Origin of the sequence: Occultella aeris (assembly GCF_902703175.1) — a bacterium.
In the GTDB taxonomy this organism is placed as follows: domain Bacteria; phylum Actinomycetota; class Actinomycetes; order Actinomycetales; family Beutenbergiaceae; genus Occultella; species Occultella aeris.
Genome location: NZ_CACRYJ010000029.1, coordinates 1 through 26,238 on the forward strand (window position 1 = coordinate 1; position 26,238 = coordinate 26,238).

The 26,238-nt window shown below is 71.5% G+C and carries 25 protein-coding genes; 10 read left to right on the forward strand and 15 right to left on the reverse strand.

Features of this window, described 5'->3' with window-relative positions; genetic code table 11:
- Positions 1 to 353: 353 nt before the first annotated feature.
- Positions 354 to 1,475 carry an LCP family protein gene (locus HALOF300_RS10450; protein WP_156740906.1) on the reverse strand — a complete coding sequence of 374 codons (1,122 nt, stop codon included), beginning with the start codon at positions 1,473 to 1,475 and terminating at the stop codon, positions 354 to 356.
- A gap of 177 nt (positions 1,476 to 1,652) precedes the next feature.
- On the opposite strand from HALOF300_RS10450, the gene mfd reads away from it, so the two are divergent.
- A complete protein-coding gene (gene mfd, locus HALOF300_RS10455; RefSeq protein WP_156740907.1) occupies positions 1,653 to 5,369 on the forward strand; it encodes a transcription-repair coupling factor in 3,717 nt (1,238 codons plus the stop codon).
- 133 nt (positions 5,370 to 5,502) lie between these two features.
- Here the strand turns inward: mfd and HALOF300_RS10460 are convergent, their stop codons facing one another.
- From HALOF300_RS10460 to HALOF300_RS10520, 13 genes are all read right to left on the reverse strand, one after another.
- A complete protein-coding gene (locus tag HALOF300_RS10460) occupies positions 5,503 to 6,435 on the reverse strand; it encodes a dihydrodipicolinate synthase family protein (protein WP_156740908.1) in 933 nt (310 codons plus the stop codon).
- 26 nt (positions 6,436 to 6,461) lie between these two features.
- On the reverse strand, positions 6,462 to 7,358 hold the full coding sequence (locus tag HALOF300_RS10465; protein ID WP_156740909.1) for a carbohydrate ABC transporter permease: 897 nt from the start codon (positions 7,356 to 7,358) through the stop codon (positions 6,462 to 6,464).
- A complete protein-coding gene (locus HALOF300_RS10470) occupies positions 7,355 to 8,275 on the reverse strand; it encodes a carbohydrate ABC transporter permease (RefSeq protein WP_156740910.1) in 921 nt (306 codons plus the stop codon). Before HALOF300_RS10470 ends, HALOF300_RS10465 begins: the two co-directional genes overlap by 4 nt.
- Positions 8,272 to 9,561, reverse strand: coding sequence for an ABC transporter substrate-binding protein (locus HALOF300_RS10475; RefSeq protein ID WP_156740911.1), 1,290 nt, complete (start codon positions 9,559 to 9,561; stop codon positions 8,272 to 8,274). Before HALOF300_RS10475 ends, HALOF300_RS10470 begins: the two co-directional genes overlap by 4 nt.
- Before the next feature lie 105 nt (positions 9,562 to 9,666).
- Complete coding sequence (locus HALOF300_RS10480; RefSeq protein WP_156740912.1) at positions 9,667 to 10,680, reverse strand: LacI family DNA-binding transcriptional regulator; 1,014 nt, start codon at positions 10,678 to 10,680, stop codon at positions 9,667 to 9,669.
- Between the two features lie 26 nt (positions 10,681 to 10,706).
- Positions 10,707 to 11,189: a nitroreductase/quinone reductase family protein gene (locus tag HALOF300_RS10485; RefSeq protein ID WP_156740913.1), complete on the reverse strand. Its 483-nt coding sequence runs from the start codon at positions 11,187 to 11,189 to the stop codon at positions 10,707 to 10,709.
- A 66-nt stretch (positions 11,190 to 11,255) separates the two neighbouring features.
- On the reverse strand, positions 11,256 to 11,687 hold the full coding sequence (locus HALOF300_RS10490) for a type II toxin-antitoxin system VapC family toxin (RefSeq protein ID WP_156740914.1): 432 nt from the start codon (positions 11,685 to 11,687) through the stop codon (positions 11,256 to 11,258).
- Positions 11,684 to 11,926, reverse strand: a complete 243-nt coding sequence (locus tag HALOF300_RS10495) for a FitA-like ribbon-helix-helix domain-containing protein (RefSeq protein WP_156740915.1) — start codon at positions 11,924 to 11,926, stop codon at positions 11,684 to 11,686. Before HALOF300_RS10495 ends, HALOF300_RS10490 begins: the two co-directional genes overlap by 4 nt.
- 30 nt (positions 11,927 to 11,956) lie before the next feature.
- Entirely contained in the window at positions 11,957 to 13,102 is a 1,146-nt protein-coding gene (locus tag HALOF300_RS10500) for a cysteine desulfurase family protein (RefSeq protein ID WP_156740916.1), read from the reverse strand.
- The gene (gene nadC, locus HALOF300_RS10505) at positions 13,102 to 13,953 is read right to left on the reverse strand and encodes a carboxylating nicotinate-nucleotide diphosphorylase (RefSeq protein WP_156740917.1); all 852 of its coding nucleotides are present in this window, start codon (positions 13,951 to 13,953) and stop codon (positions 13,102 to 13,104) included. Before nadC ends, HALOF300_RS10500 begins: the two co-directional genes overlap by 1 nt.
- On the reverse strand, positions 13,947 to 15,485 hold the full coding sequence (nadB, locus tag HALOF300_RS10510) for an L-aspartate oxidase (protein WP_156740918.1): 1,539 nt from the start codon (positions 15,483 to 15,485) through the stop codon (positions 13,947 to 13,949). The genes nadC and nadB overlap by 7 nt, the downstream gene beginning before the upstream one ends.
- Position 15,486: 1 nt before the next feature.
- Positions 15,487 to 16,779, reverse strand: a complete 1,293-nt coding sequence (gene nadA, locus HALOF300_RS10515; protein WP_156740919.1) for a quinolinate synthase NadA — start codon at positions 16,777 to 16,779, stop codon at positions 15,487 to 15,489.
- A complete protein-coding gene (locus tag HALOF300_RS10520) occupies positions 16,776 to 17,507 on the reverse strand; it encodes an NUDIX hydrolase (RefSeq protein WP_156740920.1) in 732 nt (243 codons plus the stop codon). Before HALOF300_RS10520 ends, nadA begins: the two co-directional genes overlap by 4 nt.
- Before the next feature lie 129 nt (positions 17,508 to 17,636).
- Here HALOF300_RS10520 and HALOF300_RS10525 point away from each other — a divergent pair, with 129 nt between their 5' ends.
- Positions 17,637 to 18,623: a nucleoside hydrolase gene (locus HALOF300_RS10525; RefSeq protein WP_156740921.1), complete on the forward strand. Its 987-nt coding sequence runs from the start codon at positions 17,637 to 17,639 to the stop codon at positions 18,621 to 18,623.
- Positions 18,624 to 18,686: 63 nt separating this feature from the next.
- Here HALOF300_RS10525 and HALOF300_RS10530 read toward each other — a convergent pair whose 3' ends face one another.
- The gene (locus HALOF300_RS10530) at positions 18,687 to 19,085 is read right to left on the reverse strand and encodes a winged helix-turn-helix transcriptional regulator (protein ID WP_156740922.1); all 399 of its coding nucleotides are present in this window, start codon (positions 19,083 to 19,085) and stop codon (positions 18,687 to 18,689) included.
- Positions 19,086 to 19,191: 106 nt separating this feature from the next.
- Between HALOF300_RS10530 and HALOF300_RS10535 the strand changes: the two genes are divergently transcribed.
- The 8 genes from HALOF300_RS10535 (at position 19,192) to HALOF300_RS10570 (ending at position 26,041) form a co-directional block, all read left to right on the forward strand.
- Positions 19,192 to 19,842, forward strand: coding sequence for an FMN-dependent NADH-azoreductase (locus HALOF300_RS10535; RefSeq protein ID WP_156740923.1), 651 nt, complete (start codon positions 19,192 to 19,194; stop codon positions 19,840 to 19,842).
- A 157-nt stretch (positions 19,843 to 19,999) separates the two neighbouring features.
- A complete protein-coding gene (locus HALOF300_RS10540; protein ID WP_156740924.1) occupies positions 20,000 to 20,542 on the forward strand; it encodes a SurA N-terminal domain-containing protein in 543 nt (180 codons plus the stop codon).
- Positions 20,539 to 21,243, forward strand: coding sequence for a MazG family protein (locus tag HALOF300_RS10545; RefSeq protein ID WP_156740925.1), 705 nt, complete (start codon positions 20,539 to 20,541; stop codon positions 21,241 to 21,243). Before HALOF300_RS10540 ends, HALOF300_RS10545 begins: the two co-directional genes overlap by 4 nt.
- A gap of 74 nt (positions 21,244 to 21,317) precedes the next feature.
- Complete coding sequence (gene eno, locus HALOF300_RS10550; RefSeq protein WP_156740926.1) at positions 21,318 to 22,607, forward strand: phosphopyruvate hydratase; 1,290 nt, start codon at positions 21,318 to 21,320, stop codon at positions 22,605 to 22,607.
- Between the two features lie 279 nt (positions 22,608 to 22,886).
- A complete protein-coding gene (locus HALOF300_RS10555; RefSeq protein WP_156740927.1) occupies positions 22,887 to 23,507 on the forward strand; it encodes an FtsB family cell division protein in 621 nt (206 codons plus the stop codon).
- Entirely contained in the window at positions 23,507 to 24,025 is a 519-nt protein-coding gene (locus HALOF300_RS10560; RefSeq protein ID WP_156740928.1) for a DUF501 domain-containing protein, read from the forward strand. Before HALOF300_RS10555 ends, HALOF300_RS10560 begins: the two co-directional genes overlap by 1 nt.
- 25 nt (positions 24,026 to 24,050) lie before the next feature.
- The gene (locus tag HALOF300_RS10565) at positions 24,051 to 25,037 is read left to right on the forward strand and encodes a Ppx/GppA phosphatase family protein (protein WP_269455278.1); all 987 of its coding nucleotides are present in this window, start codon (positions 24,051 to 24,053) and stop codon (positions 25,035 to 25,037) included.
- Complete coding sequence (locus HALOF300_RS10570) at positions 25,034 to 26,041, forward strand: DMT family transporter (protein WP_156740930.1); 1,008 nt, start codon at positions 25,034 to 25,036, stop codon at positions 26,039 to 26,041. The genes HALOF300_RS10565 and HALOF300_RS10570 overlap by 4 nt, the downstream gene beginning before the upstream one ends.
- Positions 26,042 to 26,238 lie beyond the last annotated feature (197 nt).

Consider the following 26,238-nt stretch of genomic DNA (forward strand, 5'->3'; position numbering starts at 1 on the left):
CGCCCCGCCGTACCCGCCCGCCCCGAACCTCGGCTTGCGGCCGCCGGCCGGCCCCGCACCCGGAGGTCCATCCGCGCCGACCCATTGATGCAATCGAGGCATTCGGCACACAATCAGTCCAAGCACCACCACTCCTCGCCCGGCTGGGGGCCGTCCGGGGAGGCTACGAAGGGAGGCGTAGATGTCCGTGAACGACGAGGTTCGCATCCAGGAGGTTCGCCGATATCGCGATCAGCTGCTGATCGGCGTCAACACGAGCCCGGATCCCACCGAGACCCGGATCCTGAGCAGGCGGCTGCACGCCGTCGACACCCTGCTCGGCGACATCGAGGGACGGTGGATCCCGCCCGTCCTCAGTTCACTGCCGAGCCGAGTATGGTCACGTCGTCCGGGTGCTCGGCCAGGTATTGCGGCACCGCATCGCTGGCTACGGCGTCCATGAGGGCGTCGAAACGCGCCTGGTCGAGGACCACGATCGACTGCCGCCCGTCCGGGCTGCGGCCGGTGCCCTCGACCGGCACGGTCAGGTAGTCCATCGAGCCCGGGCGCAGGTCCCGCAGGCTGAGCGCGAGGTCGCGCATGGTGGCGACCGTGAAGCCCTCGTCGACGGACAGGCTCGAGGAGACCGCGTCGAGCAGGCTCGTCAGCTGCATCGGGTCGGCGAGGACATCGGTGCGGAACGCCTGCGAGACCATCGCACGCATCCAGTTCTGCTGCCGGGCAACCCGGTCGAAGTCGCCGCCGGGCAGGTCGTAACGCTGCCTGGCGTAGGCCAGTGCCTGCTCCCCGGTGAGCGTGTGCGTCCCCGGCGCCAGGGTCACGCCGGCGTTGTCGAGACCGTTCGGCAGGTTGATCTCCACGCCGCCGAGCTCGTCGGTGAGGACCGCGAAGGACTCGAAGTCCGCGACGGCGAAGTGGTCGATGTGCACACCGGTGAGGGCCTCGACGGTCTGGATCAGCAGCGCGGGCCCGCCGAAGGAGAATGCGGCGTTGATCTTGTTCTCGCCGTGACCGGGGATCGGCACCCAGGAGTCCCGGGGGATCGACATGACCTGGGCGGACTGCCGGTCGCCGGCGATGTGGACGAGCATGATCGCGTCGGTGCGCTGGGCACCGTAGGACCACTGGCTCGGATCGCCGGCGGAGATCCGGCTGTCCGACCCGAGCATGAGGATGTTCACGGCAGCCCCCGCCGGCTCCTCGGTGGCGCCCTCCGTGGCCCCGGCCCCGGCGCTGGGCCGATCGGTCAGACCTTCGAACGGGTCGTCGATCCAGTCGATGTTCGCCGCCACCCGGTTCTGGATCACCGCGATGGTCGCGATGAGCCCGCCGAACAGCACGACGACCAGACCGGCCGCCACGATCAGTGCGACCCGTGTGCGGCTCAGGCGCTTCCGCCTCCGCTTCGGACCCGACCCGCTCCCGGGCTCGGGACGCGCGTCGGTCTCGCCGTCGACCGGTGGGTCTGTGGCCATGTCTGCAACCTCGGATTCTGGCCACAACCGGCCCAACGCCCAGGATACAAGTGACTTCCCGCTGCGGGCGTACGCTTGAGGGCGCACCTGACCCGGCCCGAGATTCGGTTCGGGCTCGACGTGTGCGGCAAATGGGAGCCAGTTCGTCTCCCGCGCCGCCCTGGAAGGAAGCCTCGCGTGCCCAAGAACCTCACCGGAATCCTGCCTGCGCTGCGCGCCGACGACGGCGTGCGCGAGCTCCTCGAGTCGCTGCCCGCCCGCGGCGCGATCGACGTCTCCGCGTCCGTCGGGGTCCGCGCCCCGCTGCTCGCCGAGCTCGCCGGGCACCCCGAGCACAGCACTCGGCCCCTGGTGGTCGTCGTGGCGACCGGGCGCGAGGGCGACGAGCTCGCCGCCGCACTGGCCGCCTACCTCGACCCCGCGGACGTGGCCGTGTTCCCGTCCTGGGAGACCCTCCCGCACGAGCGGCTCTCGCCGCGCAGCGACACCGTCGCACGCCGCATCGCCGTGCTGCGCCGGCTCGCCCATGCGGAGCCGCTCGCCCGCGACGGAGAAGCGCCAACGCCCGACGGCGGAGCCTCCTCGGGCGCGGTGCGCACCGGGGCGGGTGGGTCGACCCGCCCGATCCGGGTGCTGATCCTTCCTGTACGTGCCGCGCTCCAGCCGGTCGTCGCCGGGCTCGGCGACCTGGAGCCGGTGGCGCTGCGCGCGGGCGACACCGCGCCGATGGAGGACGTCGTGGCGCGGCTCGTGGCCGCTGCCTACACCCGGGTGGACATGGTGGAGCGCCGCGGCGAGTTCGCCGTCCGTGGTGGCCTGCTGGACGTGTTCGCGCCCACCGAGGACCACCCGCAGCGGATCGAGTTCTGGGGCGACGACGTGGAGGAGATCCGCTGGTTCTCGGCCGCCGACCAGCGCTCGCTCGAGGTGAGCGAGGACGGCATCTGGGCGCCGCCGACCAGGGAGATCCTGCTCACCGACGCGGTGCGTGCCCGGGCCGCGGACCTCGTCGAGCGGCTGCCCGGGGCGGCCGAGATGCTCGAGAAGCTCAGTCAGGGCATCGCCGTCGACGGCATGGAGTCCCTCGCCCCGGTGCTGGTGGACCGGATGGAACCGGTGCTGGACCTGGTTCCGGCCGACTCGCTACTGATCATCAACGACCCGGAACGGGTCCGTCGCCGCGCCCACGACCTGGTCGCGACCACGGAGGAGTTCCTCGCTGCCGCGTGGACCTCGGCCGCGGCCGGGGCGCACACCCCGCTGGACCTGTCCGAGGCCAGCTTCGCCACCATCGCCCAGGTGCGTGATGTCGCCGCGCGCCGCGGGCTCGGCTGGTGGACGTTCGGCTCGTTCGCCGGCGACGCCGAGCTCGAAGAGCTCCTCGACGACGATGACGAGCTCGACGCCCGCACCGTCACTGTCGCTTCCCGGGACGTGGAGGGCTACCGGGGCGAGACCGAACGGGCCGTCGCGGACCTGCGTGACCTCACCGGCGCCGCCTGGCGCCTGGTGCTCGTCACCGAAGGTGCAGGGCCGGCCCGCCGCATGGTGGAGCAGCTCCTGGATGGCGACGTGCCCGCCCGGCTCGTCTCCGCCGTCGAACCGGCGCAGGGCGACGCCCGCCCGGGCGAGGCCCCCGAGCTGCCACCGACCGGCGTGGTGCTCGTGACCACCGCGAGCGTGGGTCGTGGCTTCGTCTCGGAACCGCTCAAGTTGGCCGTGTTCACCGAGGCGGACCTGACCGGCCGGGCCGGTACGTCCACCCGGGACATGCGCCGGATGCCGTCGAAGCGTCGCAACGTCGTCGACCCGCTCGCGCTGCGCCCCGGCGACTACGTGGTGCACGAGCAGCACGGTGTCGGGAAGTTCGTGGAACTGGTCCAGCGAACGATCGGGACCGGGCGCACCGCCGCCACCCGCGAGTACCTGGTGATCGAGTACGCGGCCTCCAAGCGCGGTCAGCCGGGGGACCGGCTCTACGTGCCCAGCGACGCCCTCGACCAGGTGACCAAGTACACCGGTGGAGAGTCGCCGTCGGTGAACAAGATGGGCGGCTCGGACTGGGCCAAGACGAAGGGCCGGGCCCGCAAGGCGATCAAGGAGATCGCCGGCGAGCTGATCCGGCTGTACTCGGCCCGGATGGCCACGAAGGGGCACGCGTTCGCGCCGGACACCCCGTGGCAGCGTGAGCTCGAGGACGCGTTCGCGTTCGTGGAGACCCCGGACCAGGTGGTCACCATCGACGAGGTCAAGGCGGACATGGAGAAGGCGGTCCCGATGGACCGGCTGATCAGCGGCGACGTCGGCTACGGCAAGACCGAGATCGCCGTGCGGGCCGCATTCAAGGCCGTCCAGGATGGCAAGCAGGTGGCCGTGCTGGTCCCCACCACGCTGCTCGTGCAGCAGCACTTCGACACGTTCTCCGAGCGGTACGCCGGGTTCCCCGTGGTGGTCAAGGGCCTGTCCCGGTTCCAGAGCGACGCCGAGGCCAGGGCCATCAAGGAGGGCATCAGCGACGGCACGGTCGACGTGGTCATCGGCACGCACCGGCTGCTCACCGGCGAGGTGCACTTCAAGGACCTCGGCCTGGTGGTCGTGGACGAGGAGCAGCGCTTCGGGGTGGAGCACAAGGAGACCCTCAAGCAGATGCGCACGAACGTGGACGTGCTCGCGATGAGTGCCACCCCGATCCCGCGGACCCTGGAGATGGCCGTCACCGGGATCCGGGAGATGTCCACCCTGGCCACCCCGCCGGAGGAGCGGCACCCGGTGCTCACGTTCGTGGGCGCCTACGCGGAGAAGCAGATCGCCGCTGCGATCCGGCGCGAGCTGCTGCGCGAGGGGCAGGTCTTCTACGTGCACAACCGCGTCGAGTCGATCGACCGGACCGCCTCGAGACTCGCCGAACTCGTGCCCGACGCGAGGATCGCCGTCGCCCACGGGAAGATGGGCGAGCACCAGCTCGAGCAGGTCATCATGGACTTCTGGGAGAAGAGGTTCGACGTCCTCGTCTGCACCACGATCGTGGAGACCGGCCTGGACATCTCGAACGCGAACACCCTGATCGTCGAGCGGTCGGACGTGCTCGGCCTGTCCCAGCTGCACCAGCTCCGGGGCCGGGTCGGCCGTGGGCGCGAGCGTGCCTACGCCTACTTCCTGTACCCGCCGGAGCGCCCGCTCACCGAGACCGCGCACGACCGGCTGCAGACCATCGCCGCGCACACCGACCTCGGCTCGGGCACCGCGATCGCCATGAAGGACCTGGAGATCCGCGGTGCCGGGAACCTGCTCGGCGGCGAACAGTCCGGGCACATAGCCGGTGTCGGGTTCGACCTGTACGTGCGGATGGTCTCCGAGGCGGTGGCGAACTTCCGCGGCGAGGTGCCCGAGGAACTGCCCGAGCTGAAGGTGGAACTGCCGATCGATGCCCACCTGCCGCACGAGTACATCGCGCACGAGCGGCTCCGGCTGGAGGCCTACACGAAGATCGCGAAGGCCGGGGACGCCGCGGCGATCGACGCCGTCCGGGAGGAGCTCGTGGACCGGTACGGGCCGGTGCCGGAGCCGGTCGAGCGGTTGTTCGCCGTCGCCGGGCTGCGGGTCAAGGCCCGCGCCGCCGGGCTCGTGGACATGACCGCGCAGGGCAAGTACATCCGGTTCGCTCCGGTCGAGCTGGCCGAGTCCGCCCAGCTGCGGCTCAAGCGGCTCTACCCCGGGACCATCCTGAAGCCGGCCGTGCGCACCGCCCTGGTGCCGGCCCCGACGACGTCCCGTGTCGGTGGGACCTCGCTGCGGGACGAGCAGCTGATCACCTGGGTCGGCGACCTGATCGACGCGATCCTCGCCCCGGGCGCGACCGTGGCAGCCGCCGCGAAGGTGGCGAGCTCCTCGTAGGCCGTGCGTCGCGTCGACGAAGTGCCTCCGGCTGTCACGCAGAACCTGCCGCCTGACATAGAACGGTAGATCGTTCTTCGTCAGGCGGCAGGCACTGTGTGAGCGATCTGGTCACGCAGTGCGGCGAGGGGGCTCAGCGGCGACCCGAGTCGAGCGCCGGCAGCCCCGCGGTCTCGAGGTACCGGGCCAGGTCGATCAGGGGCTGTCCATCGTGCCCGCCGATGGACTCCGGCTTCCACCTGCTCACGCTGGACATGGTCAGGCGCGAACTGTGCGCGAGGAAGAACTTGGCCGACGACGGGTAGCGGGAGTTGATGCTGTGCTCGGCGACGCTCAGGATCCGTTGCACGGTGGCGACGTCCGCCTCGGGTGCGGTGTCATGGTTCGCGCACAGCCACGCCACGAGCTCTGGGTAGATGTTCGCCGCGTAGCCGCTGAAGCCCGCACCGCCGGCGCGAAGGCTCTCGACGAGTGAGGAGATCTCGGCGTTGTAGTGGCGTAGCGGTGACCCGGCCAGGACCTCGATCCGGGCCGCCATCACGTCGACGCGGTGGCTGGTGTCCTTGTAGAACGTGAACCTGCCCGTGTCGGACAGCCACCGGACCGTCTCCAGCGTGAGCAACCTCTTGTAGGGCACCGGGCACTCGTACACCCCGAAGTCGAGGTCGGGCACCCGGTCGAGGATCCGCTCGGCGCCGCGGATCCACGCCGTGTCGTCCTCGTCCGGGGCGGCCAGCAGCGGGCTGACCAGGACCGCGGCGCTCACCCCCGCGTCCGCCAGCCCGGCGGCAGCCTCGGCCGTCTCGTCCGGGCCGGCGCCGATCGCCGAGGCGATCACGGGCACCCGGCCGTCGACCGTCTGGACGACACGGCGGGCGAGCGCGATGCGTTCGGCCGGCGTGAGGTCGTACATCTCGCTGGACAGGGCGACGGTGAAGACACCGGCCGACCCCAGCTCGACGAGCCAGTCGGCGTAGGCCGCGACCTGATCCCAGTCGATCGAGCGATCGGCACGGAACGGGGTCAGCATGACGGGCCAGGCGCCGTCGGGCAGGAGTGTGGGCACGAGAGTCCTTTCGGGGACGGGCTGGATCAGCCCTTGAGGGAACCGCTGATGAGGTCCAGCCGCCAGTAGCGCTGGAGGAACAGGAAGAGCGCGATGAGGGGTACCACGGCGAGCAGGCACCCCATGATCACGAAGCTGTACACGTTGGTCTGGTCCGAGCCCTGGTTCATCATCGAGTAGAAGCCGACCGTGAGCGGCATCATGTCGCTGCGGGTGACCATGATGAACGGGAGCAGGAAGTTGTTCCAGATCCCCACGAACTGCAGCAGGAACACGGTGATCAGCCCCGGCGCCATCATCGGCAACGCCACCGAACGGAACAGGCGGAACTCGCGGGCGCCGTCCAGGCGGGCCGACTCGATCACCTCGTCGGAGACCGCGCCGGCGGTGAACACCCGGGTCAGGTAGATGCTGAACGGGCTGATCATCGCGGGCAGCAGGATCGACCACCGGGTGCCCGCGAGCCCGAGCTGGGACAGCAGCAAATACTGCGGGATGGCGACGATGACCCCGGGCACCAGGACGCCGACGAGCAGGTACCCGAACACGAGCCGCTTGCCCGGGAACTCGTACTTGGCCAGCGCGAACCCGGCGAGTGCGGCCACGGCGGTCGCGGCCACCGCGCCGCCGCCGGCGTAGATCAGGCTGTTCAGGCACCACTGCCAGAACGCGCCGCCGGCGTACTGCGACAGGCCGACCAGGTTGTCGACGAACCCGCCGTTGAAGCTCGGGGCCAGTGAGAAGGTCGAGAAGAGCTCGTCGGGGCGTTTCGTGGCGGCCGAGATCAGCCAGTACACGGGCAGGAGGCAGTAGGCCGCCCCGATCAGCAGGATGGCCGTCGGCAGGATGCCCGAGGAGGTGCGGGCCCGGGCCGGCACCGCCGCCGCGACCCGGTCGGGGGTGCGGGGGAGGGTGGCGGTCATGAGCGGCTCTCCGACCCGAAGGCGCGGCGCTGGGCGATGCCGAGCAGCAGGAACGACGCGGCCAGCGTGACGACGGTGATGATGATCGCGAGTGCGGACGCGCCGTAGAGGTCATTGGTGATGAACGCGTCGCGGTAGACCACCATCATCGGCACCCAATCGGACCCGATCGCGGTCGAGAGCGTCACCATCGTGTTCGGCTCGCTGAACACCTGCAGCGCCCCGATCACCGTGAACATCCCGGTGAGGATCAGGCCGGGCACGACCAGCGGCACCTTGATCCGCAACGCCAGCTGCCACTCGTTGCAGCCGTCGATCCGGGCCGCGTCGTACAACTCGTTCGGCAGTCCGCGCAGGGCGGTGTACAGGATCACCATGTTGAACCCGACCGCGCCCCAGATCGCGATGTTGGCGATCGAGGCGATGATGCCCGAGTGTCCGAGGAAGTCGGGCCGGGGCAGCCCGAGGGCGACCGCGACGTCATGGAACGGGCTCACTCCCGGCAGGTACATGAATCCCCACATGAGTGCAGCGATGACACCCGGGACCGCGTACGGTACGAAGATCGAGATGCGGGAGAACCGGGTCAGTCTGCTCGAGACGTTGTCGAGCAGGAGCGCGAACACGAGCGCGAGCAGCATCGCGGTCGGGACGAAGATCGCCGCGAATGCCAGCAGCCGACCGAACGACGGCAGCAGGTCGGCCCGGCCGAGGACCCGCACGTAGTTCTCGATCCCGACGAAGACCTCCTCGGCGACGCCGAGGCCGCCACCGGTGATCCGGCTCGCGTGCAGGCTCCGCCACACGGTGTACCCGATCGGGACCGTCAGCAACGCGGTCGCGAGGATCAGGGCCGGTGCCAGGAACAGGTACGGGGCGAGCCGGAGCCGGCTCCGCCCGCTGGTCAGCGAGGTCATTCGATCGTGTACCCGAGGGTCTCAAGGTCGCTGACCACCGAGGTCTCGACCGTCTCGAGCGCGTCCCGGAACGGCGTCCCGTTCGCGATCGCGTCGCTGAACGCGTTGTTGAACGTGTCGAACCCGGCTGCGACGTTCGGACCCCAGGTGACCTCGACCGTGTACTCGTCGATCTGCGCCGCGAGGTCGTAGAAGTCCGGCTGGTTCGCCATGAAGCTCGGCGGCTCCGCCAGCCCGTCGAGGTCCCGGCCGCTGAGCGCCGCGGGCCAGATGTTCGCGTACTGGATGTAGGCGTTCAGCGCCTCGTCGGAGGTATTGAGCCAGAGCGCGAACTCGCGGGCCTGCTCCGGATGGTCGGACTGCGTGGTCACGATGGTGCCGGAGCCGCCCATCACGCCGGCCGCGGGCGCGTCCGGGGTCCATTGGGGCAGCGCAACCGCCTGCCAGAGGCCGGCGGTCTCCGGGGCGTTCTGCTCGATGAGCGGTGGCGTCCAGACGGCGCCGAGCCAGCTCACCAGGGTGCCGTCGGCCAGCGCGGCCTGCCACTCGGGGGTGTAGGTCTTCATGGTGGCGACGACGCCCTCGTCGACGAGGCCCTCCCAGTAGTCCGCGACCCGGTCGCTGGCGTCGCTGGCGATGTCCACCGACCAGGCGTCTCCGCTCTGGGACCACCACTGGGCGCCGGCCTGCTGGCTGAGCGCGGCGAACAGTTGCGCGTCGTTGGCCGGGAACGTCGCCAGGTAGGTGTCCGGGTCCGCGGCGTGGATTGTCCGGGCCGCCTGCGCGTACTCGTCCCAGGTGGTCGGCGCCTCGATGCCGTGCTCGGCGAAGACGTCCGTGCGGTAGAACAGCATCTGCGGCGAGGTCCCCTGCGGGACGGCGTAGTTGACGCCGCCGAAGGTGGTGAGGTTCCAGGCCGGTCCGGCCGTCTGCGCCTCGCGGTCACCCATGACGTCCGTGACGTCGGCCGCGATGTCGTTGATGATGAGGCTAGGTAGGTTGTCGTAGGTCGTGTTGGAGACGTCCGGGAGGTTGCCGGCCTCGGCCGCGGCCAGCAGCTTGGCCGTGATCTCGGCCCCGGCGACGGCGGTGTTGACCTCCACCTGGATGTCCGGGTTGGCCTCGTTCCAGACGGCGACGACCTGCTCGATGTTGGGGGCCCAGGACCAGTACTCAAGGACCACCGAACCTTCGTCCTGCTGGGATCCTGAGCACCCGGCGAGAACCAGGGCCGAGGCTGCGAGGGCGCCCGTGAGGACGCCCAGACGTGTTCGTCGCGTTGCCATGTACACCACTCCTTCGTGCTGACACTGAGGTCTTCGGATCGAAACGTTACCGGTAACGTTTCGAGGTGTGGCCACTGTAGGTCGATGGCCCGAGAGGTGCAAGCCTCAGGTCGCGACGGGACCCGTCGACGCGCGGACGATGAGCTCGGGCTCGGGATAGGGCGCTTCGACCGGTCGTCCCTCGATCATCGCGATCAGCCGGGCGGCGCTCGTCCGGCCGCCGGCGTCGAAGTGCTGCCGGACCGTGGTCAGGGGCGGGTGGAAGAACTCCGACTCGGGCATGTCGTCGAACCCGACGACGCTGACGTCACCGGGCACGCGGATCCCGAGCTCGTGGAACCGGAGCAGCGCGCCGAGGGCGATGCGGTCGTTGGCGGCGAACACCGCCGTGATCGACGCCTCGGCCGCCACTCGTTCGGCGTGGGTGTACCCGGACCGGGACTCCCAGTCGCCCTCCCAGACCATGGGGGCCTCGGCTCGCTCGGACATGAACAACTCATAGGTGGCGCGCCGCAGGTGCGCCGCGGTCCATTGGGACGGCCCGGCGATGTGGGCGATCCGCCGATGGCCGAGGTCGTGCAGGTGTTCCAGGGCGAACAGGGTGCCGCGGCGCTGCAACTCGTCGGTCTCCCTCGCACCGTCCACCAGGACCGGGATTTCGATCCGCAGGCGGCTGAGCTCATCGGCGATGCCCACGGTCGGGGAGGTGATCAGCAGCCCTTCCACCCCGTTGCGGATCAGCGTCTCGACGCCGTTGGCGAGCTGGCCCGGGTCGAGCGGATCCAGGCCCACCACCTCGACGACGTAACCCAGTTCACGGGCGGCGTCACTGGCGGCCTGCAGCACCCGGCCCGGATTGTGGCCGGCGATCTCGAACCCGAGTGCGCCGATCCGGTACGTCCGCTTTGTGGCCAGCGACCGTGCGGCCATGTTCGGCCGGTACCGTAGCTCCTCGAGCGCGGCGACCACCTTGACCTTGTTGTAGGGCCGGATGCCGCCCTCGCCGTTGAGGAACCGCGCCACGGTCTGATGGCTGACGCCTGCGCGCCGGGCCACGTCATAGATCGTGGCGGAGCGCTTCTCCTCCTGGCCCGCGTCGCGGTCGCCGTCCTCGGTCACGCCCCGACACTATTCCAGCGGCTCGGTCAGGACGGATCGGAAGCGGCCGGTTCGAGCACCACGACGGGTGTCTCCCGCGAGCGCATCGCCGCGTACTCGTCGAGATCTCCCTCGAAGAGCTCGGCGTACCGGGCCCAGAGGCGCTCGCGCTCGTCGCCCTGAGCGACGCGGCCGCGCACGGCGCGCTCCTCGCCGGGCAGGTCGACCGTGGTCTGCGGGCCTGCCTGCAGGTTCAGCCACCACGCCGGCGGCGGATCGCCCCAGCCGTTCATCGCGAGGGTGACGAGGTTCGGGCCGTCCTCGATGTACGCGAGCATGACGGCGTGCGGGTCGCCGCTGCGTCGGCCGACGGTTCGCAGTCGCATCAGGCCGGCCTTGCCCGGCTTGGGTCGGGCGAGCCCGAGTCGCCCGCCGGTCCCGCGGAACACGGCTCGGTGGCCCGCCCAGAACATGCGGATGAACCACCGCGGGGGAAGTCGGGGCGGAGTGGACCGGCCAGTTCCGCCCATCGCCGGTCTCCTTCGCTCGGCCCGTCCGGCCCGATATGAAACGCTACGCGGGCAGCATTGCGGCGGTCAACGAGCGGTGCTGTCCGGCTTCCGGGGATCGATGAGTTCGATGTCCAGACCTTCGAAGTCGCGGACGTTCCGCGTTGCAAGGGTCGACCCGAGGTCCGCGCAGATGGCGGCGATCTGCGCGTCGAGCACCGTGATCGGTCGTCCGATCGACTCGCGGCTGCTCACGATCTCTCCGTAGCGCTCTGCTGCCGAGGCCGTGAAGGGGAGGAGAGCATCGGCGTAGGCCGAAAGGACCTCGCTCAACGCGGTGGCCAGAGCGAGTTTGCGATGGCCCTCGGGCAACCGCGCCAGGCCGTAGTGGAGTTCAGCCGTCGTCACCGTGGTGATCGCGAGATCGGTGTCGGCGACCCGTTCGAACCAGGAGGCCACGCTTGGTTCGGGGTGGGCTCGCATCAGTTCCGAGACGACGTTCGTGTCCAGGACGATCATGCGCCCAGATCAACCGGTCGCTGCAACTCCGTTCGGGGCGGGAGCATGAGATCGTCGACGCCATCGTGGGCGAGCGCAGCCCTGCGCAACGCGTGCATGACCGACTCCCGAGGTGGCGAGACCGCGTCCGTGAGGATCTCGCGGGCCTCGGCCTCCATGGAACGTCCGTGCTCAGCGGCGCGCAGCCGCAGGCGCTCCTTGACGCGCTCGTCCAGGTCTCGAACCAAGAGTTGAGCCATGTCCACCTCCGTGGGTTGATATCAACGATATCAAATAGTGCCAACCGCCGCGACGCTCGCCACCGCCGCGCCCACCGACTCCGCGGCCCCGGCCAGGTCCGCCTCGGTGACGTCCCGCCCGAACGTGAACCGGACCGAGGTCTGCGCCACCTCGGGCGGCACCCCGATCGCGATCAGCACGTGCGAGGGCTCGTCCGAGCCCGCCGCGCACGCCGATCCGCTCGAGGAGACCACGCCGAGCCGCTCCAGTTCCAGCAGCACGGCCTCCCCGCTGGTACCAGGGAAGCAGAACGACGCGTGGTTCGGCAGGCGATCGGCCCGCGGCCCGGTGAGCACCGCCGTCGGCACCAGGTCCAATACCCGGGCGATGAACGCCTCCCGTGCCGCGCGCACGCGGGGCGCCAGCTCGTCGCGCTCGACCTCGGCGAGCGACAGTGCGACCCCGAGGGCGACGGCGCCCGGCACGTTCTCGGTGCCGGAGCGTCGCTCGCGCTCCTGGCCGCCGCCGTGCAGCACCGGCTCCACCGGCAGCCGCCCGCGCAGGTATACCGCACCGATCCCCTTGCCGGCGCCGACCTTGTGCCCGGAGATCGAGAGTGCATCCACGCCGAGGTCACGTGCGCCCACCGGCAGCCAGCCCGCCGCCTGGACGGCGTCGGTGTGGAACAGGGCACCGCGAACGCGGGCGACCGCGGCCAGGGCGGCGACGTCCTGCACGGTGCCGATCTCGTTGTTGGCCAGCGCGATCGAGACCAGCGTGGTGTCCGGGCGCAGGGCCGCGGCGAGCGCCTCCGGCGTCACCACCCCTTCGGCGTCCACCGCCACCCGCGTCACCGTGAACCCGTGCACCCGCACCAGGTAGTCCACCGAGGCCAGCACGGCCTCGTGCTCGATCCCGGTCGTGACGAGGTGCCGCCCACGTGGGTTCGCCAGCGCCAGCCCCTTGATCGCCAGGTTCGCGCCCTCGGTCCCGCCGGAGGTGAACACCACCTCACCGGGCCGGCAGCCGAGCACGCCCGCGACCCGGGACCGAGCGTCGGCCATCGCCGCGGCGGCCCGTTCGCCGACGGTGTGGTGGCTGGACGGGTTCCCGAACTCTCCGGTCAGGTAGGGCCACATGGCCTCCAGCGCCTCCCGGCGCACCGGGGTCGTCGCGGCCGCATCCAGGTACAGCATCAGCCCACGCTCACGTCCAGCCCCAGGTCCAGGGCGGGGGAGGAGTGGGTCAGCGCGCCCACGGAGATCACGTCCACGCCGGTCTCGGCGATGGCGCGCACGGTGTCCAGACGCACGTTGCCGCTCGCCTCCACGATCGCCCGGCCATCGATCAGGGCGACCCCCGCACGCAGCTCGTCGAGCGTGAAGTTGTCCAGCATGATCGTGTCGACCCCGGCAGCGAGGACCGCGTCGAGCTGGTCCATCCGGTCCACCTCCACCTCGATGTGCGTGGTGTGCGGCAGGCGCTCGCGGGCAGCCAGCAGCGCCTCGGTGACGCCGACGCCGGAATTCACCAGCACCGCCAGGTGGTTGTCCTTGACCATCACCGCATCCGACAGGGAGAACCGGTGGTTGTGCCCGCCGCCGGCCCGCACGGCGTGCCGCTCGAGCGCGCGCAGCCCCGGCGTGGTCTTGCGGGTGTCCACGATCCTCGCCCCGGTACCCGCGACGGCCTCTACATAGGCACGCGTCGCCGTCGCGATCCCGGACAGTCGCTGCGCGAAGTTCAACCCGATCCGCTCGGCCTGCAGCACGGCGCCCGCCGGGCCGACCACCCGGGCGAGCGTCGCCCCCGCGGCGAACGCGGCGCCGTCGGGCTCTGTCAGCGTGACCTCGACCGAAGGGTCGGTCAGCGTGAACGCGGCCGCGAACACCTCGCCGCCGGCCAGCACGCCATCGGTGCGCGCCACCAGGTCGGCGGTCGCGGTGGCCGACGGCGGCACCAGCGCCGCGCAGGTCAGGTCGCCCCAGGGCGCGTCCTCGGCCAGCGCGGCGGCCACGGCCGCCTCGATCACGGTCCGGGTCAGCATGCGCCCACCGCCACGTTCCGGGCCGGCTGTGCGAGGGCGGGCGCGTCGGTGCGGAAGTGCGCCCCGACGGACTCGGTGCGTGCCAGCGCCGCCCGTGCGGTGAGCCGGGCCAGCAGGAGCAGGTTCGCGTCCTCGTGCTCGGCGGGGGACTGCGGCGCAGGTGCGCTCGCGGCCCAGACGTCCAGGGTCTCGATGGCCCGCGTGAGCCCGCCGCCGCCCCGGCGCAGCCCGACGGCGTCCCACATCAGGTCCTGGACCGCGGCCCGGGAGAACCCCGACACAGCGCCCGCCCCACGAGCGGACCCCGGCACCCGAGTGCGCACGATCTCGCGCATATCTCGAGAGGTGAGCGTGGTGTTACGCACTCGCGTGCTGGGGTGTGCCAGGGCCTGCACCGCGCGGTGGGCGAACACCGCGCCCTCGAGGAGCGAGTTCGAGGCGAGCCGGTTCGCGCCGTGCACGCCGGTCCGGGCGACCTCGCCGACGGCGTACAGCCCGGGCAGCGAGGTGCGGCCCCAGAGGTCGGTGACCACGCCGCCCATCCAGTAGTGCGCGGCCGGGGTGATCGGCACCGGGGTCCGCGCCCAGTCCAGCCCGGCCGCCCGCACGGCGGCGTCGATGCTCGGGAACCGGTGGGCGAGCACGTCCGCGCCGAACGCGGTGGCATCCAGGTAGACCGGCGCGCCCGTCGCGGCCATCCGGTCGGCCACGGCCCGGGCCACCACGTCCCTGGGGGCGAGCTCGGCGTCGGGGTGCACGGCGAGCATGAACCGTTCACCGTCGGCGTCGCGCAGCACCGCACCCTCGCCGCGCACGGCCTCGGAGACCAGGAAGTTCCCGGGCAGGGCGAGCGTGGTCGGGTGGAACTGGTAGAACTCCAGGTCCGCGAGGGCGGCGCCGGCCCGCGCGGCCGCAGCGGCGCCGTCCCCGGTGGCCACCGCGGGGTTGGACGTGTACGGGTACAGCTGGCCGGCGCCGCCGGTGGCGAGCACTACGGCGTCCGCACGGACCTCGAGGACGCCAGCCTCGCCGTCGAGCAGGCTGGCCCCGACCACGCGACCACCGGCGACCATGAGGTCGGTCAGGAACGTGTGCTCGTGGATCGCGACCGCGCTCGCGCGCACCCGCGCGGTCAGCGCCGCCTCGATCCGGGCGCCGGTGGCGTCGCCGCCGGCGTGCAGCACCCGCGGGAACGAGTGCGCGGCCTCCAGGCCCTGGGCGAAGCGGCCGCCGGCCATGTCGAACTCGACGCCCGCGGCCACCAGGTCCCGGATCCGGGCCGGGCCCTCGGTGCACAGCACCCGGACCGCCTCGCGGTCGCACAGCCCGGCGCCGGCGGTGAGGGTGTCCGCGATGTGCGCCTCGACGTCGTCCTCGGCGAACATCACCGCGGCGATGCCGCCCTGGGCGTAGCGGGTGTTGCTGAGCCCGAGGTCGCCCTTGGTGGCCAGCACCACGTCGTGGGTGCGGGCGGCCTCCGCGGCCGCGACCAGCCCGGCGATCCCGGAGCCGATGACCAGCACGCGCGCCATCTCAGGCTCCCGCCACGGGCGGCTTGGCGGCGAGCATCCGTTCCAGCGCCAGCCGGGCCGGATCGGCGACGTCCGCCGGGACCGTGATCCGGTTCGGCACCTCGCCGGCCACCAAGGACTCCAGCACCCAGGCCAGGTAGCCCGGGTGGATCCGGTACATCGTGGAGCACGGGCACACCACCGGGTCCAGGCAGAAGATCGTGTGCTGCGGGTACTGCGCGGCGAGGCGCTGGACCAGGTTCACCTCGGTGCCGATCGCGAACGTGGTGGGTTCGGTGGCGGCGTCGATCGCCTTGCGGATGTAGTCGGTGGAGCCGGACTCGTCGGCAGCGTCCACCACCGGCATCGGGCACTCCGGGTGCACGATCACGCGCACGCCGGGGTGCTCGGCGCGGGCCTGCTCGATCTGCCCCACCGTGAACCGGCGGTGCACCGAGCAGAACCCGTGCCACAGGATCACCTGGGCGTCACCGAGGGCCCGCTCGTCGTTGCCGCCGAGGGGCTTGTTCGGGTTCCACATCGGCATCGCCTCGAGCGGTACTCCCATCGCCTTGGCGGTGTTGCGCCCGAGGTGCTGGTCCGGGAAGAACAGCACGCGCTGCCCGCGTTCGAACGCCCACTCCAGCACCGTGGCCGCGTTCGAGGACGTGCACACGATGCCGCCGTTGCGGCCGCAGAAGCCCTTCAGCGCGGCGGAGGAGTTCATGTAGGTGACCGGGATGACCGGCACCCTGCCATTCTCGTCGGGCTCCGTGCCGTACAGCTCGGTGAGCTGCTCCCAGCACTCCTCGACCTGGTCGATGTCCGCCATGTCCGCCATCGAGCAGCCGGCGGCCAGGTTCGGCAGGATCACGGCCTGCTCGGGGCCGGAGAGGAGGTCCGCGGTCTCGGCCATGAAGTGCACGCCGCAGAAGACGATCGCCTCCGCGTCCGGGCGGGTGAGCGACGCGTTCGCGAGCTGGAAGGAGTCGCCCACGAAATCCGCGTGTGTGACGACCTCCTCGCGCTGGTAGAAGTGTCCGAGGATGACCACCCGGTCGCCGAGCGTCGCCTTCGCGGCGCGCACGCGCGCGTCCAGGTCGGCCGGGTCCGCCTCGCGGTACTCCCTGGGCAGTTCGCCCTGACGGGGGGCGACGGCGGGGGGTGGGTCCGCCAGCGACGCGCCGGGCCCGTAGCCGGGACTGGCGTCGAACGCCCACGGGCCGCTGGCAAGGTCCGGGCTGCAGGTCGAGCCCGTGGCCCGGCCGGCGTCGATGAGCTGGATGGTGGTGTCGACCGAAGCGGTGGTCGTCATGGGGTCTCCTCGGTGGAGGTGGGGGATTTCTGCGGTTCGGGGGCCAGCGGGCCGAGATCGACCGGCTCGATGGCGGTGTCGTAGCGGTACAGCTGGGCAGGCCGGTGCCGGCCGCCGGTGCGGACCTGACCGGTGGGGACGACGGCGCCGCTCGCCTCGACCTGGCGGCGGAAGTTGGCCGGGTCGACCGGTTTGCCGAGCACCACCTCGTGCACCTCGCGCAGCTCGCGCAGGGTGAACGTCTCGCCAAGGAAGGCGTGGGCGATCCGGGAGTACTCGACCTTCGTGCGCAGCCGCCAGAGCGCGTAGTCCACGATCCGGTTGTGATCGAAGGCCAGGTCCGGCAGCCGGTCCGCGGCGAGCCAGCGCACGTTCTGGCCGGTGGTGGCCAAGTGTGCCTCCTCGGCGCCGATCATCGCCCAGTACACGACCGAGACCACCCGCCCGTGCTCGGCGCCGGGCCGGTCCGCGTCGCCGAACGCGTAGAGCTGCTCCAGGTAGTTCGGGCGCAGCCCGGTGGTCTCCAGCAGGGTCCGGGAGGCGGCGTCGGCCAGGCCCTCGTCCTCGCGCAGGGGACCGCCAGGCAGCGCCCAGCGTCCGTCGAACGGGTCCCGCAGGCGCACCACGAGCGGCAGCCAGAGCTGGGGCCGGGTGCCGACCGCGGCGGAACTGCGCTCGTCGGGGCGCAGCGCGAAGATCACCGTGGACACCGCGAGCGTCGGTGCCATGGTCACCTCCTGGAGAGTAAGAGTCATTGAGACGTTAACGCTGGACTGATCTTAAGGTCACTCGGACAATAACGTCCAGTCCGGTCCAACGGGCGATACGCTGGGCAGCCTTGACGAGGAGGTCCAGCAGTGCGGCGGCTGATCATCGACACGGACCCGGGCATCGACGACGCGATCGCGCTGTTGTTCCTGTGCGCCGCCGCGGCGGCGCCGGCGAACGGGCTGCAGATCGACGGCGTCACGACCGTCGGCGGCAACGCCGACCTGGACCAGGTGACCGGGAACGCACTGCGCCTGCTGGAGTTCGCCGGCCGGACCGACATCGGTGTGTATCGCGGCCGCGAGGGCAGGGCCGCCCGTGGCCGGGAGTTCAGCCCGGACGTGCACGGCGCGGACGGGCTCGGCGGCGAGGGTGGCCGGACGGTCACCATGCGCGAACGGGAGGAGTCCGCCGTCGACTTCCTCCTCTCGCACACCGCCGCCCACCCGGGCGAGGTCACGCTGCTCACGCTCGGCCCGCTGACGAACGTCGCGGCAGCCGTCGCGGCCGACCCGGCGTTCGCCGGCAACGTCGCCTCCCTGGTGCTCATGGGCGGGGCGGAGGGCGGGGGCAACATGACGCAGTGGGCCGAGTTCAACCTCTGGTGCGACCCGGGGGCGTCGGAGGCCGTGTTCGCCGCGGGCTTCCCCGACGTGGTCATGGTCGGCCTGGACGCGACCGCGGAGGCGGATCTGACGCCGGGGATCGGCGAGTTGCTGCTCCGCCTGGACACCCCGGTGTCCCGCTTCATCCACGCGATCACCCGCACGTACGCGAACTTCGCGTTCATCGCCAACGGGAGCCTGTCGTTCGACCTGCACGACCCGCTCGCCGCCGCCTACCTGCTCGACCCCGAGGTGATCGCGACAGCCGAGGCCGACGTCACCATCGCCGTCGACGGCGAGCAGGAGGGCAGGTCCCTGGTGGCCCGCACCGGCGACTTCCCGGGCACCGCGGCCAATGCCCTCGTCGCCACCGGCGCGGACACGGCCCGCTTCTACCGGCTCCTGCTGACCACCCTGTTCCCGGAGTCCGCCGCGGAGGTCGAGCGCGTCGTCGCTGACGAGTACCGCTGACGATCCGACGAGTATGCCGACGGCGTCGGGCGACCTGCCGGTGTGCCGGTCGGGCGGCGGTGACTACGCCGAGACCTCGGCCGCGTCGCTCTGGGCCTCGGCCGCACCGGCCTCGGCACACCCCTCGAACGGGGCGCGGTCCAGTTCGCTCGCGGCCCACCGGCCGAGCTGATCCAGGATCGGCTGCAGGCTCTCTCCGCGCTCGGTCAGCGCGTAACTGATCTGAGGCGGGCGGCCATCGGTCTCGGTCCGCACGACCACCCCGAAATCGGCCAGGTCCACGAGCCGGTCGGCCAGGACCGAGTCCGTGATCGGACCGACGGCCCGGCGCAACTCGGAGAACTTCATCGGCCCGTTGCGCAGCACCGAGAGGATCGGTCCGCTCCAGCGCTTGCCCAGCAGGTCGAACGCCCGGCGCACGCCCGTGTCGCACTCCGCGTGGCTGTGGGCATCGGCAGACATCTGCTGAGTTTACCCTGCCCGAGGGCCTGGTGCTCGGTTTTCACGAGTGCTAGGTTTCTACGAGCACTAGCATCCTGCTAGTGACTTGAACCCGCTCGGAGGTCCCATGCCCACCCTGTTCCGCCTCGACGCCAGCATTCGATTCGAGGGCTCGCACAGCAGCCGGATCGCCGACATCGTCGAGTCCGAGTGGCGCGCCCAGCACCCGGACGGCGCCGTGGCAACCCGCCACCTCGGGCGCGACCCGATCCCGGCCGACGCCTGGCCACAGGCCGCCTTCGCGCCGCCGACCGGACGTTCCACGCACCAGCAACGCGCCGTCGACCTCGCCACCGAGCTGGCCGACGAGCTCCTCGCGGCCGACGTCCTGCTGCTGGCGGTGCCGCTGTACAACTTCGGGGTCTCCCAGCACTTCAAGACCTGGACGGACCTGGCGCTCACCGACCCGCGGCTGGCCCCCGGGGACTCGCCGAGCCTGGCCGGCAAGCGCGCGGTGCTCGCCACCGTCCGTGGCGGCGCGTACGGCGCGGGGACCCCGCGGGAGGGGTGGGACCACGCGACGCCGTGGATGCGGCGCATCCTCGAGGATGTCTGGAACCTGGACCTGGACGTGGTCGAGACGGAGTTCACGCTCGTCGGCACGAACCCGGCGCTCGACCAGTTCTCCGACCTCGCTGCCCGCATGCACGCCGAGGCCGAGGAACTGGCCCACGAGTACGGGCGAGCCCTGGCGAAGGGCGCCCGCGCGGCGGCCTGACCTGCGCGTTCGGCACCGCCGCCAGCGGCTCGGCGGACCGTGGCCGCCCGGGCCGTGGCCGGAGTCGGCCGAGGAGGTCGACCGGGTCGTCGCCGGCGAGTACCCGTGACGATACGATGGCCCCGGTATCTGTTCGCGCGTGAAGGGTTTCGCCTCGGTGGTCACAACGTCTCGCCTCCTCAAGATCACCGGTTCGTTGGCCGTGGGCGCCCTGGCCCTCACGGCCTGTTCCGCGAACCCGGGCGCCGCGGCCGTCGTGGACGGGAGCCGCATCACCGAGAACACGTTGGCCACCACGGACACCCAGTTGTCCCCGATGCTGACCGCGGACCCCGCCCCGACGCAGGTGCTCCAACTGCTCATCGCGGCCCCGCAGTTCCTCCAGGTCGCCTCCGAGAACGGGATCGCCTACTCCGACCAGCAGGCGCAGGAGGTGCTCGAGGCCACTGCGGCCGCTCAGGGCGTGCCGGTCGCCGACTACAGCGCGGACACCCTGCGGGTGACCCGGATGATCCTCGCCCAGGGCGACCTCAGCCAGAGCCCGGACGGTCAGGCGATCCTCGACGACGCCAACGCGCGGCTGACGGACTCCGACGTCGTGATCAGCCCCCGCTACGGCGAGTGGGACGCCGAGGCCAATGCCATCGCAGCCGTCACTCCCGACTGGATCCTCGCACCCGAGGCCCCGGTCGCCGGATGAGCGTCCCCGGTCCCGGCGAGGCCGACCGCCCAGGTGGCGCTCTCCTCGACGCGGTGGCCGTGATGGACCGGCTGCGCTCCCCGGGCGGCTGCCCGTGGGACGCCGAGCAGACCCACGCCTCGCTCGCGCCGTACGCGATCGAGGAGGCCCACGAGGTCGCGGAGGCCGCCGAGTCCGGTGATGCCGCCGCGCTTCAGGAGGAGCTCGGCGACCTGTTGCTGCAGGTGCTGTTCCACGCCCGGGTCGCCACCGAGGCGTCCGACGGCGTCGCTTTCGACATCGACGACGTCGCCCGCACGCTCGTGGCCAAGCTGGTGCGCCGCCACCCGCACGTGTTCGCCGCCGATGCGGGTGCCGCCGCGCTGACGCCCGCCGACGTGAACCGGAACTGGGACGCGATCAAGGCCCAGGAGAAGGTTCGCGAGTCGATCCTCGACGGCATCCCACCACACCTGCCGGCCCTGGCCCGCGCGCAGAAGGTGCTCGGCCGGGCCCGCAAGGCGGGCCTCGAACCGGACCACCACGAACCCGCACCGGACCCGGCGAGCGAGCCCGCGCCGTCGGACATCATCGGCGCCGCCCTGCTGGAGCTGGTCCGCCGCGCGGACGCCGAGCACGTCGACGCCGAGGCTGCACTGCGGGCGCAGACCCGGGCCCTGGAGGCCAGGATCCGCGCCGCGGAACGGGATCTCCCGCTCTGAACCGACACGTCCCGGGCCACTATCGTGGACCGTGGCTCACCGAACCTGAACACCACAACATTGAAGGAGTCACTGTGGCCACCATTGAGGCCGTAGGAGCGCGCGAGATCCTCGATTCGCGCGGCAACCCGACCGTCGAGGTCGAGATGGCGCTGGAGGACGGCTCGTTCGCACGCGCCGCCGTCCCGTCGGGCGCGTCGACCGGTGCGTTCGAAGCCGTGGAACGTCGCGACGGCGACAAGGGCCGCTACCTGGGCAAGGGTGTGCAGAACGCCGTCGCCGCGGTGACCGACGTCATCGCCCCCGAGATCCTCGGCCTCGACGCCGCGGACCAGCGCCACCTCGACCAGACCCTGATCGACCTGGACGGTACCGCCAACAAGGGCAAGCTCGGCGCGAACGCCATCCTCGGCGTCTCCCTCGCCGCCGCCCGCGCGTCCGCCGAGAGCGCCAACCTGTCCCTGTTCCGCTACATCGGCGGGCCGAACGCACACGTGCTGCCGGTGCCGATGATGAACATCCTCAACGGCGGTTCGCACGCCGACTCGAACGTGGACATCCAGGAGTTCATGGTCGCCCCGATCGGTGCGGGCACCTTCAAGGAGGGCCTGCGCTGGGGCACCGAGGTCTACCACGCGCTCAAGTCCGTGCTCAAGGACCGCGGCCTGGCCACCGGCCTCGGCGACGAGGGCGGCTTCGCGCCGAACCTCGAGTCCAACCGCGCCGCGCTCGACCTGATCCTGGTCGCGATCGAGAAGGCCGGCTTCACCGCGGGCCGGGACGTCGCGCTCGCCCTTGACGTGGCGGCCACGGAGTTCTTCTCCGACGGTGCCTACCAGTTCGAGGGCAAGGCCACCTCGCCCGCCGACCTCGTCGCCTACTACGAGACCCTCGTGGCGGAGTACCCGCTGGTCTCCATCGAGGACCCGCTGTCCGAGGACGAGTGGGACTCCTGGGCCGAGCTCGTCGGCAAGGTCGGCGACAAGGTCCAGCTCGTCGGCGACGACCTGTTCGTCACGAACCCCGAGCGCCTCGCGAAGGGCATCGAGCTCGGCTCCGCCAACTCGCTGCTGGTCAAGCTGAACCAGATCGGCACCCTGACCGAGACGCTGGACGCCGTCACCCTGGCCCAGCGCAACGGGTTCACCGCGATGGTCTCGCACCGCTCCGGCGAGACCGAGGACACCACGATCGCGGACCTGTCCGTGGCCGTGAACGCCGGCCAGATCAAGACCGGAGCGCCCGCCCGCGGCGAGCGCATCAACAAGTACAACCAGCTGCTCCGCATCGAGGACGAGCTGGACAGCTCGGGCCGGTACGCGGGTGGCTCGGCGTTCCCGCGCTGGAACGGCCCGAGCGTCTGAGTCGGAGCGTCTGAGCCACAGCTGCCCGGTGCTGCTTCGGTTCGCACGGCCGGCAAGGCGGAACGACGGCGGGTGTCCCCTCTCGAGGGGGCGCCCGCCGTCGGCGTGCGCGGGCCGAGGCCGGACCGGCCGGGCTGTCGCCGGCACCGATGTCAGTGGGCAGTCCTTGCCTGTTGTGGCACGACTCACGCCCTGCTGCTCCGCCGAAAACCCCGCGCCGTGAGAGAACATGAGGGAGTGAGTCCCCGACGTCCAGCCGCCCCGCGCTCGAGCGGGTCCGTGGCGACGACGAATCGGCCCGCCACGTCGAGCCGCGCTGCCACCGGTGTGCGCGCGGCCTCTGCGCGCACACCGCGGTCTGCGTCGGCCGCTGCGAAGTCCGGCGCGAAGCCCGCAGCGAGGTCCGCCGCGAAGCCTGCCGCCAAGCCGGCCGCGAAGCCGACGGCCGCCCGCCGGGCCAGCGCGGCGAAGCAGGCCGGCGCCAGCACCGAGGTACACAAGGCGCCACGACAGATCACGGTCCGCACCCTCGTGCTCTTCGTGGTGATCCTGATGGCCTTCATCGTGCTCGCTCCCACGCTGCGCGCGTACATCACCCAGCAGGAACGCCACCGTGCCCTGAGTGCCCAGATCGTGGCCGCCGAGCAGCGCAACGCCGAACTGACCGACGCCGTCGAGCAGTGGAACGACGACGCCTACGTGCAGGCCAGGGCGCGCGACCGGCTCGGGTTCGTGATGCCGGGGGAGACCCCCTACCGGGTGGTCGACCCCGAGACGATCACCGGCGAGGAGCCCGCCGCCGACCCGGCCGAGAACGGACCCGTGAGCGTGCCCCCGACCGGCCCGTGGTACCTGACCGTGTGGGACTCCGTCCAGGTGGCCGGGGAGGTCTCCGACTGATGACCGCCTCCGAGAGCGATGGTGTGACCCCGTCCGGCGTGAGCGCCGCCGACCTGGACGTGCTCGCCGAGCAGCTCGGCCGCCCGGCCCGCGGTGTGGTCTCCGTGGCCGCCCGGTGCGTGTGCGGCCGTCCCACCGTGGTCCGCACCGCCCCCCGCCTGGAGGACGGCACGCCGTTCCCCACGACGTACTACCTGACCAGTCCCGGTGCCGTCGCCGCCGTGAGCACCCTGGAGGCGAGCGGGGTGATGCGTGAGATGTCCGAGCGCCTCACCCAGGACCCCGAGCTCGCCGCCGACTACGCCCGCGCGCACGAGCACTACCTCGCCCAGCGCGCCGAGCTGGGCGAGGTCCCCGAGATCGACGGCATCTCCGCCGGCGGCATGCCCACCCGGGTGAAGTGCCTGCACGTGCTCGTCGCGCACTCGCTCGCGGCCGGGCCCGGCGTGAATCCGCTCGGCGACGAGGCCCTCGCGCTCATCGCGGATGTCTGGAGACCGGACCGCTGCACCTGTTGACGCCCGGAGGTGGGAGGCTGTGGGGGTGACTCGTGTGGCTGCCATCGACTGCGGAACGAACTCCATCCGGCTGCTCATCGCGGACCGGTCCCCGGACCGGCGCTCGCTGACGCATGTGGTCCGCCGGCTGGAGATGGTCCGGCTCGGGCAGGGCGTGGACGCGACCGGCCGGTTCGACCCGGTCGCACTGGCTCGCACCCTCGCCGCGACCGAGACCTACGCGCAGCTGTGCCGGGAGCATGGCGTCGAGGCGATCCGGTTCGTGGCCACCTCGGCGACCCGTGACGCGAGCAACCGGGACGAGTTCCTCGACGGCGTCCGTGAGCGTCTCGGCGTTCCGGCGGAGGTGATCTCCGGGGCCGAGGAAGCCTCCCTCTCGTTCGCCGGCGTGATCAGTGGGATCGGGCCGCGGGCCGAGGCCCCCTACCTCGTCGTCGACATCGGTGGTGGGTCCTCCGAGCTGGTCCTCGGGCGGACGAGCCCGACGGCGTCCATCTCGTTGGACATCGGATCGGTGCGCCTGACCGAGCGGCACCTGCGCGACGACCCGCCCACCCCGGCGCAGGTCGAGGCGGCCGCGGCGGCCATCCGCACCCTCCTCGACGACGCCGCGGCACGGGTGCCGCTCGGCCAGGTGGCCACCCTGGTGGGCGTCGCCGGGTCGGTCACCACCGTCACCGCCCATGCCCTCGGCCTGGACACCTACCGCCCGGAGCGGATCGACGGTGCCATGCTGCCCGTCGACCAGGCCCTGGCCGCCTGCCAGGACCTGGTCGCGATGGACCGGGCGGCGCGGGTCGCCCTGCCCTACCTGCACCCCGGCCGCGTGGACGTGATCGCTGCCGGTGCGCTGATCTGGTTCGAGATCATCTCGCGGGTGGTCGCCGAGGTCGCCGCCGCCGGGGGATCGCTCACCCACGTGCGGACCAGCGAGCACGACATCCTCGACGGCATCGCGCTCACGGTCGGTCCGCCCGAAACCCCTGACACCGCCACGCCCGATAGGCGATGACGGCGGGCGGGCGTCCGCCCGGCGTCGACTACGCGTCCACACCACGCTGGGTGCGGATCGCCAGCATCCCGGTCATGGTCATCGCCGGGGCGCTGACGTCGGTGCAGGCCCTCATCAACGGCACGTTCCGCGCCGAGCTCGGCACCGGGATGCGCGCGGCCGGAGTGGCGGCCACGGTCTCGATGCTCGGCGGGTTGACGACGATCCTGATCATCGCGGTCTCGATCCCGACGGCGCGGCGGGGCGTGGTCACACTCGCGCGCGCCATCCGGTCCGGCTCCTACCCGTGGTGGACGTTCGTCGGCGGCTGCGTCGGCGGTGTGTTCGTGCTCAGCCAGGCGCTCTCGGTGAGCGTGATCGGGGTGGCCCTGTTCGCCGTCGCCGCCGTCGCGGGCCAGACCACGGCGGCCCTGCTGGTCGATCGCACCAGCCTGGCCCCGGGCGGCCCGCAACCCCTGAGTCCGGGCCGCGTCGTCGCCGCCGGGTCGGCCGTCGCGGCGGTGCTGATCGCCTCTATCGGCGGGGTCGCGACCGGGCCGGACGCTTCCTGGGAGGTCGTCGTCCTGGTGCTGTTGCCGTTCCTCGGTGGAGCGGGCAATGCGTTCCAGCAGGCCGTGAACGGCCGGGTCGCCCGGATCGCCGGGCCGGTGCCGTCCACCGTGCTGAACGTGACCCTGGCGACCACCGTGGTGGTCGTGTTCCTGGCCGTTAGCCTGATCGCACCAGGGGAGGATCTCGGGGCGTGGCCCACGCAGTGGTGGATGTACCTGGCCGGGCTCATCGGGATCACGTTCATCTTCCTGGCCGCCGCGCTGGTGCACGTGCACGGTGTGCTCACCCTCGCCCTGCTGACCATCGCCGGCCAGGTGATCGCCGCGGAGGTGCTCAACGCGCTCACCCCGGGCGGCTCCATCACGCTGGCCAGTGCGCTCGCGACCCTGCTCGTCGTCGTCGGGGTGACGGTGGCCCTGGTCACCGCCCGACGCCGCTCGAGAGGCAAGTAGCACCCTCGCCTCTTCCACGAGACCCTCGTTCCGCTGACCCGAGTTGTGGGTCAAGGGGCGCTGACCCGCATTTCGGGTCAGTGGAGTGACGACGGAGTTCCCACATTCGTTCGGCTGACCCGAGTTGTGGGTCAAGGGGCGCTGACCCGCATTTCGGGTCAGTGGAGTCACGACGGGGTTCCCCGACGCACGTTCCG

Bases quoted from the DNA above. Each gene is read 5' to 3' on its own strand.
- HALOF300_RS10485 (WP_156740913.1), bottom strand. From the start codon at position 11,189: ATGGGCGGAACTGGCCGGTCCACTCCGCCCCGACTTCCCCCGCGGTGG.
- HALOF300_RS10495 (WP_156740915.1), bottom strand. From the start codon at position 11,926: ATGGCTCAACTCTTGGTTCGAGACCTGGACGAGCGCGTCAAGGAGCGC.
- HALOF300_RS10570 (WP_156740930.1), top strand. From the start codon at position 25,034: ATGACGGCGGGCGGGCGTCCGCCCGGCGTCGACTACGCGTCCACACCA.
- HALOF300_RS10490 (WP_156740914.1), bottom strand. From the start codon at position 11,687: ATGATCGTCCTGGACACGAACGTCGTCTCGGAACTGATGCGAGCCCAC.
- HALOF300_RS10450 (WP_156740906.1), bottom strand. From the start codon at position 1,475: ATGGCCACAGACCCACCGGTCGACGGCGAGACCGACGCGCGTCCCGAG.
- nadA (WP_156740919.1), bottom strand. From the start codon at position 16,779: ATGACGACCACCGCTTCGGTCGACACCACCATCCAGCTCATCGACGCC.
- nadB (WP_156740918.1), bottom strand. From the start codon at position 15,485: ATGGCGCGCGTGCTGGTCATCGGCTCCGGGATCGCCGGGCTGGTCGCG.
- HALOF300_RS10545 (WP_156740925.1), top strand. From the start codon at position 20,539: ATGAGCGTCCCCGGTCCCGGCGAGGCCGACCGCCCAGGTGGCGCTCTC.
- nadC (WP_156740917.1), bottom strand. From the start codon at position 13,953: ATGCTGACCCGGACCGTGATCGAGGCGGCCGTGGCCGCCGCGCTGGCC.
- HALOF300_RS10500 (WP_156740916.1), bottom strand. From the start codon at position 13,102: ATGCTGTACCTGGATGCGGCCGCGACGACCCCGGTGCGCCGGGAGGCG.
- HALOF300_RS10560 (WP_156740928.1), top strand. From the start codon at position 23,507: ATGACCGCCTCCGAGAGCGATGGTGTGACCCCGTCCGGCGTGAGCGCC.
- HALOF300_RS10535 (WP_156740923.1), top strand. From the start codon at position 19,192: ATGCCCACCCTGTTCCGCCTCGACGCCAGCATTCGATTCGAGGGCTCG.
- HALOF300_RS10530 (WP_156740922.1), bottom strand. From the start codon at position 19,085: ATGTCTGCCGATGCCCACAGCCACGCGGAGTGCGACACGGGCGTGCGC.
- HALOF300_RS10475 (WP_156740911.1), bottom strand. From the start codon at position 9,561: ATGGCAACGCGACGAACACGTCTGGGCGTCCTCACGGGCGCCCTCGCA.
- HALOF300_RS10465 (WP_156740909.1), bottom strand. From the start codon at position 7,358: ATGACCGCCACCCTCCCCCGCACCCCCGACCGGGTCGCGGCGGCGGTG.
- HALOF300_RS10520 (WP_156740920.1), bottom strand. From the start codon at position 17,507: ATGGCACCGACGCTCGCGGTGTCCACGGTGATCTTCGCGCTGCGCCCC.
- HALOF300_RS10470 (WP_156740910.1), bottom strand. From the start codon at position 8,275: ATGACCTCGCTGACCAGCGGGCGGAGCCGGCTCCGGCTCGCCCCGTAC.